The organism is Paracoccus lichenicola, from assembly GCF_009708075.1.
In the GTDB taxonomy this organism is placed as follows: Bacteria; Pseudomonadota; Alphaproteobacteria; order Rhodobacterales; family Rhodobacteraceae; genus Paracoccus; species Paracoccus lichenicola.
The window spans coordinates 18936-32235 of the sequence record NZ_WMBT01000012.1; the positions used below are offsets into that span (position 1 = coordinate 18936).

The 13300-nt window shown below is 65.0% G+C and carries 13 protein-coding genes; 12 read left to right on the top strand and 1 reads right to left on the bottom strand.

What is annotated here, in order from left to right:
• Positions 1-79: 79 nt before the first annotated feature.
• The 6 genes from GIY56_RS15225 to GIY56_RS15250 all read left to right on the top strand — a co-directional run bounded on the left by GIY56_RS15225 (position 80) and on the right by GIY56_RS15250 (position 5769).
• Positions 80-955 (top strand): MaoC/PaaZ C-terminal domain-containing protein, encoded by an 876-nt coding sequence (locus tag GIY56_RS15225; protein WP_154765716.1) that lies wholly within the window; start codon positions 80-82, stop codon positions 953-955.
• 116 nt (positions 956-1071) lie between these two features.
• Positions 1072-2253, top strand: a complete 1182-nt coding sequence (locus GIY56_RS15230; RefSeq protein ID WP_154765717.1) for an ABC transporter substrate-binding protein — start codon at positions 1072-1074, stop codon at positions 2251-2253.
• A 285-nt stretch (positions 2254-2538) separates the two neighbouring features.
• On the top strand, positions 2539-3039 hold the full coding sequence (locus tag GIY56_RS15235) for a TRAP transporter small permease (RefSeq protein ID WP_154765718.1): 501 nt from the start codon (positions 2539-2541) through the stop codon (positions 3037-3039).
• 21 nt (positions 3040-3060) lie between these two features.
• Positions 3061-4353 carry a TRAP transporter large permease gene (locus GIY56_RS15240; protein WP_154765719.1) on the top strand — a complete coding sequence of 431 codons (1293 nt, stop codon included), beginning with the start codon at positions 3061-3063 and terminating at the stop codon, positions 4351-4353.
• Between the two features lie 94 nt (positions 4354-4447).
• Complete coding sequence (locus GIY56_RS15245; RefSeq protein WP_196053648.1) at positions 4448-4939, top strand: PaaI family thioesterase; 492 nt, start codon at positions 4448-4450, stop codon at positions 4937-4939.
• Between the two features lie 128 nt (positions 4940-5067).
• On the top strand, positions 5068-5769 hold the full coding sequence (locus GIY56_RS15250) for a TetR/AcrR family transcriptional regulator (protein WP_154765721.1): 702 nt from the start codon (positions 5068-5070) through the stop codon (positions 5767-5769).
• 3 nt (positions 5770-5772) lie between these two features.
• Here GIY56_RS15250 and GIY56_RS15255 read toward each other — a convergent pair whose 3' ends face one another.
• The gene (locus GIY56_RS15255) at positions 5773-6924 is read right to left on the bottom strand and encodes a CaiB/BaiF CoA transferase family protein (protein WP_154765722.1); all 1152 of its coding nucleotides are present in this window, start codon (positions 6922-6924) and stop codon (positions 5773-5775) included.
• Between the two features lie 217 nt (positions 6925-7141).
• On the opposite strand from GIY56_RS15255, the gene GIY56_RS15260 reads away from it, so the two are divergent.
• The 6 genes from GIY56_RS15260 to GIY56_RS15285 all read left to right on the top strand — a co-directional run bounded on the left by GIY56_RS15260 (position 7142) and on the right by GIY56_RS15285 (position 13299).
• Positions 7142-8305 carry a 2-hydroxyacyl-CoA dehydratase subunit D gene (locus GIY56_RS15260; protein WP_230312561.1) on the top strand — a complete coding sequence of 388 codons (1164 nt, stop codon included), beginning with the start codon at positions 7142-7144 and terminating at the stop codon, positions 8303-8305.
• 22 nt (positions 8306-8327) lie between these two features.
• Positions 8328-9662: a 2-hydroxyacyl-CoA dehydratase subunit D gene (locus GIY56_RS15265; RefSeq protein WP_154765723.1), complete on the top strand. Its 1335-nt coding sequence runs from the start codon at positions 8328-8330 to the stop codon at positions 9660-9662.
• Between the two features lie 21 nt (positions 9663-9683).
• On the top strand, positions 9684-10652 hold the full coding sequence (locus tag GIY56_RS15270; RefSeq protein ID WP_154765724.1) for an acyl-CoA dehydratase activase: 969 nt from the start codon (positions 9684-9686) through the stop codon (positions 10650-10652).
• A 16-nt stretch (positions 10653-10668) separates the two neighbouring features.
• The gene (locus tag GIY56_RS15275; RefSeq protein WP_154765725.1) at positions 10669-10884 is read left to right on the top strand and encodes a hypothetical protein; all 216 of its coding nucleotides are present in this window, start codon (positions 10669-10671) and stop codon (positions 10882-10884) included.
• A 279-nt stretch (positions 10885-11163) separates the two neighbouring features.
• The gene (locus tag GIY56_RS15280; RefSeq protein ID WP_196053649.1) at positions 11164-12342 is read left to right on the top strand and encodes an ABC transporter substrate-binding protein; all 1179 of its coding nucleotides are present in this window, start codon (positions 11164-11166) and stop codon (positions 12340-12342) included.
• 72 nt (positions 12343-12414) lie between these two features.
• A complete protein-coding gene (locus tag GIY56_RS15285) occupies positions 12415-13299 on the top strand; it encodes a branched-chain amino acid ABC transporter permease (RefSeq protein ID WP_154765727.1) in 885 nt (294 codons plus the stop codon).
• Position 13300: the final 1 nt, after the last annotated feature.

A 13300-nucleotide genomic window follows, 5' to 3' on the forward strand; every position in this document is an offset into this window, starting at 1 on the left:
GGGTGATGAATTATAATACGATACGCTAGCAAAGCAACTGCCCTACTCCCCTGCTCGTGGCAGGCGCAATGGATGACGCATGACGATCCGCTATCCCGACATCCTGGACCATGCCTTCCCCCGGGGACAGCAGGGTTATGGTCCCAAGGACTGCATCCTTTATGCCCTGGGCACCGGCTTCGGCCGCGACCCGATGGATCCCGTCCTGCTGCGCCATGTCTATGAAAGGGACCTTCGGGTGTCGCCCACCTTTGCCACGACCCTGGGCGAAAACACCGACTGGAGCGGCGACCCCCGGCTGGGCCTGACGACAAGCGGATTGCTGCACGGAGAGGAACATCTGGTCCTGCACCGCCCCTTGCCGGTCTCGGGCGATATTCGCAGCGACACCCGCTTCAGCGAGGTCTTCGACCTGGGACCGGACCGGGGCGCGCTGCTGGTGATGGATCGCCGGATCGAGACTGCCGACGGGCAACTGCTGGCCGAACTTCGCCGAATCGAGTTCGCGCGGGCCAATGGCGGTTTCGGCGGTCCCCCGCCCGGCCAGGGCCGGGTGGACCTGGCGGCGCTGGCGGCCATGCCCGACCGGGAACCGGACCGGCAACTCGTCTTCGACATCGACCCGGCCACCCCACTGATCTATCGGCTGTCCGGCGACCTGATGGCGATCCATGTCGATCCCGACGCGGCACGGCAGGCGGGGTTCGACCGCCCGATCCTGCACGGCCTGTCCACCTTCGGCTTTTGCTGCCAGGCCGTGCTGCTGGCGGCGGCGGATGGCGACGGCGCGCGCCTGGCCCGCATCGGCGCCCGCTTCGCCGCGCCGGTGTTCGGCGGCGACCGCCTGGTCGTCAGCCTGTGGACCCAAGGGCACCAGGTCCTGTTCGAGGCCGGTGTCCCCGACCGCCACGCGACGGTGATCCGGGGCGGCTATGCAAACCTGAGGGAGGCGTGATCCGTGGAAGCGGAGGGGTCGGGGAAAGCCCCCTGCATCCCTGATGAGGCACCCATCGCGCGGGCCTGAAAGGCAGACCCGTTGATCATGACGATGTTCCAGAGGAGGAGAATGGAATGAAACTTGCAATTGTCGCCCTATCGGCGGCCGCGCTTTCAGCGACAGCCGGACTGGCCGGGGCGCAGGAAACGGTCAAGATCGGCGCGCTGATGATCGACAGCGGGCCGCTGGCCGCCTTTTATCAGTATTCGACGGCCGGGCTGGAAACGGCGGTGGCCGAGATCAACGAAGCCGGCGGCATCAACGGCCGCCCGGTCGAGGTGGTCTCGATGACCTATTCCGGCGCGCCCGAGGCTGCCTTGCAGACCGCAACGCGCCTGGTCAAGAACGACAAGGTCGCAGCGATCACCGGCATGATCCCCACCGCAGTCGCGCTGGCTATCGCGGGCCGTGCGACGGCGCTGGACACGATCATCATCGACCCCCTTTCGGCGGCGGGCACGCGCTGCAACCAGAACTACTTCCGGGTCAAGGCGTCCACCGCGATGCTGGGGGCCAGCTACAAGGCCTTCCTGGCGCAGCATCCGATGGAATCGTGGGACATCATCGCGGGCGACACCACCTCGGGTCACGACAATGCCGATTCCTTTGCCAAGGACGTGCAGGAACTGGGCGGCGAGGTCAGGAAGCAGCTTTTCACCCCCGTGCCCAATTCCGACTTCGGCACCTATATCACGCAGCTGAACCAGGAACCGGCCAAGGGCCTTCTGGCGATCATCTATGGCGCGGATGGCGTGACCTTCGCCAAGCAGCAGCAGCAATTCGGCCTGCTTGACAAGTACGAGATGGTGCTGGGCAACAACTTCGCCATTCCGGCCGTGTTGCCCGCCATGGGCGAAGCCGCCATCGGCGTCATCCAGAACGTCAGCTATATCCCGCAGGTCGAGGGCGACGGGGCGCGCAAGTTCTCGGACGCGTTCTCGAAGATCGCCGGGCACGAGCCGGACGATGTCGCCTTCGACATGTACACCTCGATGATCGCCTTGGCGCAGGCCATGAACAAGGCCGGCACCGAGGACGCGTCCGAGGTGTCCAAGGCGCTGGAAGGGCTGGTGATCGACAGCCCCGTCGGGCCGCTGGAGATGCGGGCCGAGGATCACCAGCTGACCCGCCCCTATATCTTTGCCGAGGTGGTGGCAGGCGCCCCCGACAGCGGCAAGGCGGTCGATTACGAGATCAGGACGATCATCCCTGCCAAGGACTACATGCCGCCCCCCTCGGCCGAGTGCCAGATGTAAACCCGAAAGCCCCGCCTTGCGCGGGGCTTTCTTGTCCCGGGGGTTCCTGGACCTCGGGCTTGTGAAGGGCTTTGCCGCCGGTCACCCGGCCCTCTCGGCCAAGGGACGGCAAGGCAGGACCATGCGCCTGTCGCCCGGTCGGCCGCCCCTGCCCAGGGGAAATTTCTTGACGGTTAAGATTCGCTGGCTGACAATATGCTTGGTAAGTTTTTCCTGTCTGCCCGGGCCTGATGGGTTTCCCGCCGGGACGGGACAGCGCCGGGGATCAGGAACCAGGGAGGGAAAATGGGATTTTTCCAAAGGCTCGTGGTCATGGCCGGGGCCGTGCTGATCTTTGCGCTGATGATGCTGACGCTGTTCGACGTGGTCGGGCGCAACATCCTGAACCACCCGGTCCGCGGCGCCACCGAACTGACCGAAATCGGCCTGGTCCTGCTGAGCTTCCTGCTGTTTCCGATCGTCGCCGTGCAGCAGCGCCATATCGTCGCCGACATCGCGGACATGTTCCAGAGCCGGATTCTCGACGCGTTGCAACTGGTGCTGACGGCGGCGTTGGGCAGCGCATTCTTCGCGCTGATCGCCTGGCGGATGTGGCTGATGGCCGAACGCTCGGCGCGCTATCACGACGTGACGGCCAGCCTGGGGATCAGGGTCGCTCCGGTGCTTTACATCGTGGCGGTTCTGGCAGGGTTCGGGGCGCTTTGCTTTCTGCTGCCGCTGCGCGGCCTGCCCCAAGTGCTTCGGGCGCGGCCCAAGGCGCACGACCCACGCAACAGCATTCTCTGAAACCAGAAGGCGGACCCCGTCATGTTGCTTGCCGGTACCGGATTCATCGCCTCTCTTCTGCTGATCTTCCTGCGGGTGCCCATCGCCCTGGCCCTGGGGGTCACCGGCTATGTCGGCTTCGGCCATATCATCGGCTGGAACCAGGCGGGGTCGATGCTGGCGCTGATGGCGCGGGAAAGCACGATGTCCTATGGCCTGGTGGTCATTCCGCTGTTCATACTGATGGGCAACCTGGTGGCGGGGGCCGGGATCTCGGGCGACCTGTACCGCGCCGCGCAGGCCTGGTTCGGGCACCGGCGGGGCGGGCTGGCGACGGCCACGGTGATGTCCTGCGGCGGTTTCGCCGCCGTCTGCGGATCAAGCGTGGCGACGGTCGTGACCATCGGCAAGGTGGCGCTGCCGTCGATGCGGAAATACCGTTATGCCGACCGGCTGAGCACCGCCTCGGTCGCGGCGGGGGCGACCTTGGGGATCATCATCCCGCCTTCGATCATCCTGGTGATCTATGGCATCCTGACCGAGACCCATATCGGGATGCTTTACGTCGCGGGCTTCATCCCGGGCCTGTTGGGAATGCTGGGCTATGTGCTGGCGGTGCAGTGGTCGGTATGGCGGCGGCCCGAAAGCGCCCCCGTGGCCGAACGCGCAGGGCGCGGCGAGAAAATCGAGTCCCTCAAGCGCATCTGGCCGATCTGCGCGCTGTTCGTGCTGGTGATCGGCGGGATCTACGGCGGGTTCTTCACCGCGGCCGAGGCATCGGGCATCGGCGCCTTCGGTGCCTTCCTGCTGGCCTGGTCGATGGGGCGGCTGACCTGGAGGACGCTCCACGACATCCTGGCCGATTCGGCGCTGACCTCGGCCATGCTGATCGCCATGCTGATCGGGGCCTCGGTCTTCACCGAATTCCTGAACTATACCGGCGCGCATGACGGGCTGCTGGCCCTTGTCAACAATTCCGGCCTGCCGCCGGTGGGCGTGGTGCTGCTGATCTGCGCCATCTACATCGTGCTGGGCGCGCTGATGGAGGAGTTGTCGATGATCCTGCTGACCGTGCCGCTGTTCTTTCCGATCGTGATCGGGCTTGGCTATGATCCGGTCTGGTTCGGCGTGCTGGTGGTGGTGCTGTGCGAACTGGGCATGATCGCGCCGCCGGTGGGGGTCAACCTGTTCGTGGTCCGCTCCATCGCGCGCGAGGTGCCGCTGACCACGATCATCAGGGGCATCGTTCCCTTCGCCATGGCCAACATCGTCCGCATCTTCATCCTGGCCGTCTTTCCGGCAATCAGCCTGTTTCTTCCCCGTCTGCTGTTCTGACGGGCCGGACGGGTCCCGCGGGCGGGTTTTCCGATCGGGCGACGCCCCCGGCCCGGACGACCTGCCGCCATGCGCCATGCACAAGGAGAAAACCATGTTCCGAGACAAGGCCGTCGATCTGCTGAGGAACGACATCCCGGACGACCCGCCCGAGGGTTACGAGATGCTCTCGACCGGCGACGGGTTCAACCTGTGGCTGGGACCGGTCTATGGCCTGGTCGAGAAGGGGCGGCTGCGCCTCGGGATGCGGGCGGGGCGCAGGCACCTGAACCCGCATGGAACGATGCATGGCGGCATCATCGCGTCCTTTGCCGATCTTCAGATCTATGTCAGCCAGCGGGACAGCAAGGATCTGCGATACACGCTGATGCCGACGATCCAGCTTTCCATCGACTTCCTGTCGCCGGTGGTGCTGGGGGACTGGCTGGTCGGAGACACGCAACTGCTGCACCGCACGCGCAGCGTCCTGTTCCAGCAGACCATGGCCTCGGTCGGGGACCGGCCGGTCTTCCGGTCCAGCGCGATCTACAGGATCACCCGGCACGACGCACCCGCAGGCAGCACCGTGGGAGAGCTTTTTGCCTGAACCGTCGGTCTGCCATGGCGCTGAACCACGGGCTGTCGGCCCCCGCCCCCAGGCAGGTTTCAGGGGATTGGACAGGCGCGGCTGAATCGTGCAAGGAAGGCGCTTACGGAAAACGGGCGCTTATCGACATGGCACGGCCAATCACGACCAAACCGGCCTCTCGCCGCCTGCCGCGCGACCAGAGGATGGCGGCGATCCTGCGGGCGGCGCGCGATGTCCTGCGCGACCGCGGCTCCGAGCAGTTCACCACCGCCGAGGTGGCCGAACGCTGCGGCACCTCGGAAGGCACCATCTACAAGTATTTCCCGACACGCCGCGATCTGCTGCTGCAGGTCGCCGAAAGCTGGTTCGAGGAGTTCCTGGCCGAGGATTACCCCGCGCGCACCGACGGGCCGATTGCCGAAAAGCTGTATCATGCGATCTGGTGGTCCTTGTCCATCGTCCGGCGGGAACCGGCGCTGACCCGGCTGGTGCTGATGGAACTGCGCGCCGATCCGGGCTATCGCAAGATGGCGGTCTATGACCAGAACCGCATCATCGTCGAACGCGTCATGAGGATCGTGCAGGAAGGCCAGTTGTCCGGCGCCTTCCGCCCCGAACTCGACATCCGGTTGATACGGGACATGATCTTCGGCGCGATCGAGCACCAGACCTGGGCCTATCTGAGGGGCGAGGGCAACTTCTCGGTCGATGCCTCGGCCGCGGGCATCACCGAGGTCGTGATGCGGGGGATCGTGACCGGCTCCCCGCCGGACGATCCGCTTTCGAGCACGGTCAACCGGCTTGAACGGATCGCGCTGCGGATGGAAAAATCCCTCGGCGGGACATGAGGCTCAGCCCGCCCCTGCGATGATCCCGGCAGTGCGCAGGCCGGCGATCCGGTCCGCGTCGATGCCCCAGTCCGCCAGCGCCGGCGCGGTCGTGACCTGCGGATCCGGCGGCGGACCTTGGATCCGTCCCGGGGTCCGGCTGAAGCGCGGGGCGGGGGCAGGCTCGACCACGCCGTCCATGGTCAGGTAGGTTTCGCGCGCCACGGCCGCGGGATGGTCGCGCGCCTCGTCCATGTCCAGCACGGGCGTCACGCAGGCGTCGCTGCCATCGAACACGGCCACCCATTCGTCGCGGGTCCTTTCCATGAACCGTGCGGCAATCGACGCGCGCAGGTCATCCCACCTCGCGCGGTCATTCTGGCCGGGCAGGTCCGCGGCCCCAAGGCCGAGCCGCGCGATGAATTCCGCGTAGAACCGCTTTTCCACCGCGCCGACCGCCATCCACTTGCCGTCCTTCGTCTCGTAGGCCGCGTACCAGGGCGCGCCGCCGTCCACCGCGTTGGTGCCGCGCTCCAGCGACCAGAAATCCGCCTGCCGATAGCCCATGTGCATGGCCATCAGGCTGGCCACCCCGTCCACCATCGCCGCGTCCACCACCTGCCCGGTTCCCGATGCCCGCGCCTCGGTCAGCGCCGCCAGCAGGCCCATGGCGAGATACAGCGATCCGCCCGCGAAATCCCCGACCAGGTTCAGCGGAATGGCCGGGGCGCCGTCCTTCGGCCCGATGGCGGCCAGGGCGCCGGTCATGGAGATGTAGTTGATGTCGTGCCCGGCCATCCGGGCCATCGGCCCGGTCTGGCCCCAGCCGGTAAGGCGCCCGTAGACAAGCTTCGGATTGATCTGCGAACAGACTTCAGGTCCCAGGCCAAGGCGTTCCATGACCCCCGGGCGGAACCCTTCGATCAGAAGATCGGCCCGGGCCACAAGGTCGCGCACCAGCGCCACGCCCTCGGGCGCCTTGAGATCAACCCCCACCGCGCGTTTCGAGCGGTTGAGAAGATCGAAGCGGGGATCGATCGCGAACCCCAGGTCACCGGCGGCCAGGCGCTGCACGCTGATCACCTCGGCCCCCAGGTCGGCAAGCAGCATGGCGCAGAACGGCGCCGGCCCGATGTTCGACATTTCGACGATTCGCACCCCGGCAAGCGGCCCCATGATTCCCCCTATTGAGTCCGTATTACCAAACCGCCCGCGACGGGCCGCGTTCCGCAACGGCCAATTCCCTGAACAATTCAGCGTTTGCTTGCATGATCTTACGGGGGCGCCCCGGCCAACACAAGAGCTAGCGTACTATTTGCGTTGATTCCGAGATCAGGTGAGTTATACTTACTTCCAGCGAAGCGGCTTGCCGCCGCAGCCAGGGGAGGCGTTCTTGGACAGGCAGGACATCATCGGCAGATTTGCGGAGGCCGCCCAGGATCCGCTTGGCTATGCGAAGGCGTGGAAGGCGCGGACCGGCAGGCAGGTGATCGGGTCTTTCCCGATGAACTTCCCCGGCGAACTGGCCCATGCCGCCGGCGCCCTGCCGATGATCCTTCAGGAAAGCGACGAGGCCATCACCGTGGGCCACGGCGTGCTGTTCCCCTTTTACTGCGGATACACGCGGTCGATGGTTGACCAGGCGGCGCGCGGGCGGTTCGAGGTGCTTGACGCGATCATGTTCGGGGACCACTGCGTCCAGCTTCTGGGGATGGCCGATGCGATCCGGATGAAGCTGCCGGGAACGCGGGTGATCTTCTTCCAGCTGATTTCCTCGATGAACGACCCCTGGACCCAGGGCCGGTCCGAGGAAAGCTTCGCCAAGCTGCGCCAGGAGCTTGAGGAGTTTCTTGGCCGCCCGGTCGAGGACGCCGTCATTCGCGAATCCACGCGGCTGTTCAACAGCAACCGCAGGCTGCTGCGCCGGCTGTACGAGATGCGCAAGGAGGGGACCGCGCCGCTGACCTCGGTCGAGATGCAGCACATCGTCAAGTCCTCGATGATCATGGACAAGGCCGAGCATACCGCCCTGGCCGAGAAACTGGTCGCCGGGTTCGAGAACGGCACGGCCGCCCCGTCGCGCGGGTTGCGCCTGCACCTGTCGGGCCATTTCTGCCAGGCCCCCAAGCCCGAACTGCTGGCGATGATCGAGGAATGCGGCGTCACCGTGGTGGGCGACGACCTGTTCCACGGATTCCGCTACATCTCGACCGACGTGCCCGAGGAAGGCGACCCGATCGCGGCGCTTGCCCGCTGGTACATGGATCGCAACACCGGCGTCCCCTGCCCCACCCGCGTGCAGAACAATGTCGATTGGGACGCCTTCCTGCTGAAGGCCATGCGCGAGGAACGCGCCGACGGCATGATCGTGCTGATGGCCAAGTTCTGCGAACCGCACATGTATTATTACCCCGAGGTGAAGGAGGCCTTCGAGAAGGCCGACATGCCGCATCTGCTGATCGAGACCGAGCACGAGGGCATGGCACTGGAAAGCCTCAAGACCCGTGTCGAAACCTTTGTCGAAATCGTCAAGCGCCGCGAAGCCGCCCTCGCGTGAGCCGCCCAACAGGAGAAGCGCCATGAACATCGCCGTCCAGCACGCAACGGGCAAGAAGGCCAACAAGCTGCAATCCACCCGCATCGCGGGAAAGCTGGTGAACGATTACTGGGAAATGGTCTGGCGGGCCAAGGAAGAAGGCAAGCTGATCTGCTGGTACGAGGGATCGGCCATCAATCCCTTCCTGGAAGCCGCCGGCATCTGCTGGGTGCACGGCGAGGCCTATTCCGCCATGCTGGCCGCCCGCCATCAGGAAGCGAAGGCGCAGCAGGTCGCCGAAGAACGCGGCTACATGCGCGAGTTGTGTTCCTATGCGCGCACGCACCTGGGCTGTGCCGTTTCCAACCAGCGCCTGCGGGGGGACGGCGCGGGCGCCGCGCCCGATGACGACGACCTGACATGGAAGCTGCCGGCGCCCGACATGATCATCTCGGCCTATGCCTATTGCTCGACCGGGCAGCAATGGGACGAGATGACCAGCCGCATCTTCGGCAAGAAGGTCCCGATCTTCAACGTGTCGATCCCCTGGATCTGGGGCTCCAAGCCCGATTCAGGTTACCTGCAAGGGCAGGAATGGGAGGAAACGTCGGATTACGTGACGCGCCAGTTGCACGAGATGATCGCCTTCATCGAGAAGCAGACCGGCAAGCCCTATCCCTGGGACCGGCTTTACGAACTGATGGCGGACATCAAGCGCGCCTCGGAACTGCGGCTCGAGGCCATGGATCTGTGCACCGCGCAGCCCGCGCCCGCCAGCTTCTTCGACTGGGTCGTGTCGATCGCGCCGATCAACAACCTGCCGGTCGCCGGGGTCAAGGATTACTTCGAGACCGTGCTGGCCGAGGTCAAGGCCCGTGTCGCCAGCGGCGAAGGCGCCGTTCCCGACGAAAGATACCGCCTGTTCTTCGACGGCATCATGAACTGGAACAAGGTCGGCTGGCTTGCCAACAAGTTCGCCAACTACGACGCCGCCGTGATTGCCGGCCGCTATACGCACATGGCGTTCTGGCAGGAACCGAACCTGATCGACCCGAACGCGCCCGTGCGGGGCATGGCGCAGAATTTCCTGATCTGTCCCAACAACCATTCCTCGCCCATCCTGATCAAGCTGATCATGGACCTTTGCCGCAAGTTCGAGGTCGATGGCATGGTGATCCACGCCTCGCGCACCTGCCGGGCCTTCACCAATCCGCAATTCCTGATCGCGGAAACCGCGCACAGGGAACTGGGCATCCCCACATCCATGTTCGAAGGCGATGTGACCGACGAAAGCTTCTACAAGGACGAGATCCTCAACAGCCGGGTCGAGGCCATGCTGGAAGCCATCGATTCGCGGCGCATCGCAGGCGCCGCCTGAGCGCGCCGGGAAGGAGCAGACATGAAACGCTACGTGATGGGAATCGACTTCGGGTCAACCACGGCGAAGACGGTCATACTCGACCTCAAGGGAAAGCGTGTCGCCCATGCGGTCGCCCATATGGGCGCGGTTTCCGGGGACGGGGTGAAGGCGTCGATCAAGATGGCGCTTGACCAGGCGGGCCTGACGCAGGCCGACATGGGCCGCACCGTATCGACCGGCTACGGCCGCCGGATGCTGGACATGGCCGACAAGAACTATACCGAGATCACGTGCCACGCCCGCGGCGCCGTGGCGATGGTTCCGGGCGCCCGGCTGGTGATCGACATCGGCGGCCAGGACAGCAAGGTCATCGCGGTCGATGACAACGGCCTTGTGGCGCAGTTCGCGATGAACGACCGCTGCGCGGCGGGCACCGGCAAGTTCCTGGAGGTCCTGGCCCGCGCGGTCGAGGTCGATCTGGACAAGCTGGGCGAGCTGGCGCTTGGCGCCAGGGAAAAGCTCAAGATCTCGTCCATGTGCGCGACCTTTGCCGAAACCGAGGTGATTTCCCTGCTGGCGGAAGGCCATCCCAAGACCGACGTGATGGGCGCCGTCCATGCCGCCATTGCGGCGCGGACGCTTGGCCTGGTCGGGCGTGTCGGCAAGAAGGGTCCGGTCGTCATGACCGGCGGCGTCGCGCGCAACCCGGCGGCGGTCCATTACATCGAGCAGGCGCTGGACATGCCGCTGATCCTTCCCGAACTGCCGCAGATCGCCGGTGCCCTTGGCGCGGCGCTGATCGGGCTGGACGATTACCGGGCCGAATACAAGCACCAGATCACCGAGGCCGAGGACATGGCCCGCGAGGAGCAGATGGCCGAGGACAAGGCCTGCATCCCGGGTTGCCGCGGCGTGCCGGAACTTGCCGTGGATCCGCGCGAGAAACAGCCCGCCCCGCGGGCCGGCGGGTTGAAGTCCTTGCTGAGCACCCTTCAGAACAACCTCTGACCCGGGGCCGCCGCGAATGGACCGCTTTCCGGCCTTGCGCCTGATCCTGAAACTGGGGCGCACCGGCCCCGCGATCATCGGCCTTGCACTGACCGGGGTTTATCTGTGGCTTGCCTGGGGCGGATTGGGCTGGTGGTGCCTGCCTGGCGCGCCGATCGTTCTGGCGATCACCTATTATCTGTTCAAAAGCTATGTCGAGGTCATTCAGATCATCACCGAAATGGTTCACTGACCATCCCCCGAATATCCGGGTCCGACAAGATCCAGACCGGCTGCATTGCACATGCATTTCCATGTGCAATGCCCGGACCTGAAATATATCCTATTGAATTATATATTCATTTCAGCTTGTGCAATAAGGGTTTTCCGGCTGCCGGGCCATGATAATTCTTGTTCGCATTAGGAAAGTAATATATCTTACCACAATGGCGACGTGCGGTTCAGGCTTTTGCCGGACAACGCCGGGACGCGGGAGGCGTCTTTCACAAGTGGGAGGATTGACATGCCGAAAATGAAGAGATCCGCGGCCGGACTGGCCGCGATCCTGGCCATGACTGCGGGTGTTGCCGCAGCCGAACCGCTGGATCTGGTCGTCTGCGCCGTGGACGACCGGTCGGGATCCGCCGCGGATACCGGGATCGAAAGCCTGAACGCCCTGCACATGGTCCTGGACCCGGTCAATGCCGCCGGCGGCATCAACGGCCAGGACATCAGGATCGTCGAATATGACAGCAAGACCGACCCGCAGCTTGCCGCGAACTTCGGCACCCGCTGCGCCGAAGACGACAACGCGCTGCTCATCATCGGGGGCAGCCCGTCTGCCGTGGCGAACTCGCTCGTGACCGTGGCGAACCAGAACAAGATCCCGCTCTGGATCCTTGCCGCCGCGTCGCCGGAGCTGACGGACGATGCGCAATACCAGTTCCGGTTCGGTCCCAAGGTGACCCAGGATTCGATCGCCGTCGCCGATGCGCTGGCCGCGCAGGGCATCAAGAAGGTCGGGATCATCAACAACTCGGTGCCGTTCGGCATTTCCGGCGCGGCTTCGGCGATCGAGGCGCTCGAGCCGAAGGGGATCGAGATCACCACCCAGCAGACCTATGACGTTGCCGCGACCGACGTGTCGCCGCAGATCATCAACCTGATGCAATCGGAGCCCGAGGTCGTCCTGGTCTATCCCTATCCGGCCGACGGCGCGCGGGTGATCCGCACCATCCGGCAGATGGGCATGACGCAACCCGTGATCATGCCGCGCGTCGGGGCGATGAAGGCCTTTCGCGAACTGGCGGCGGACGCCGGGAATGGCGTGATGATCCCGTCCTCGGTCGATCCGTCGCGCGAGGACGTGGAAAAGTTCTTCGACGAATATGCCGAGAAGTTCGGCGAGCTGGCCCTTTCGCCGTCCCCGGCACAAGGCCATGACGCGGGAATGCTTCTGACCCAAGTCCTGAAGGATGCCGCCGTGCAGGAGAAGATCCAGGCGGGCGATCTGCAAGGCGCGCGCGACGCGATCGTCGAGGCCACGGGCCGGTTGGGCAACTTCAACGGCCTGCAAGGCCAGAAGGACGTGGCCTACAATTTCGCCGCCGGGCATCACGGGCCGCCGGATACCGGGTTCTTCGTGTTCATCGAAGTCGCCGGCAACGGCAAGGAACTGGTCGGAGCCGACATTTCCAAACTGGCGAAGTAAGCCTGGCGGCGGGCAGGATCCGCCTGTCCGCCGCCCGTTTCCCCCCGCACGATCCTGGAATGGACTTCGCCCATGCTGATGACGCTAAGCTACCTGCTGCTGGCCGGGCTGACGAACGGCAGTGTCTACGGGCTGATCGCCCTGTCCCTGTCGGTCATCTACAGCGCGTCCCGCGTGATCAACTTCGCCCAGGGCGAGTTCGTGATGCTTGGCGCGATGTCCGCCGTGCTGTTCCTCGTGACGCTGGCCCTGCCCTGGCCGGTTGCGCTGGTCGCGGTCATCGTCGTTTCGGTCGTCGTGGCCCTTGGTCTCGACCACGGGATCTACCGGCCGCTGGTGCGCCGCAAGGCCGAACCGCTGACCATCATGATCGGGACGCTGGCCGGGGCGATCGTGATCTATGGCAGCGCCTTCCTGATCTGGGGACCGGAACCCAGATTTGTCCCCCCGGTCCTGTCGCTGGCGCCGATACGGCTTGGCTTCCTGATCTCGAACGCGCAGCAATTGTCGCTGATCGTGCTGTTCTTCGGCTTTCTGGCCCTGACCTGGTTCATCCTGTACCGGACGCGGTTCGGTCTGTCGGTCCGGGCGACCGGCGTCGATCCCAAGGTGGCGCTTCTGATGGGCATCCGGTCCGAAAGGATCGTGCAGTTCACCTTCATCTATTCCGCCGCCATGTCCGGCATCGCGGGCATGATGATCGGGCCGCTGCTGGGTGCCCATGTCAGCATGGGCATCCTGATCACCGTGAAGGGCTTCATGGCCGCGATCCTGGGGGGACTCGGCTCTCCCTTCGCCGCTGCCGCGGGCGGTCTCGCCATCGGGATGCTCGAGGCCTTGATGGCCGGCTACGGCACGTCTCTCTATGCGGAACCTGCGATTTTCGTTCTCATCCTCATGGTCCTGATCGTCCGGCCTTACGGCCTTCTGGGCGACTACGAAGCGGAACGACGCTAAG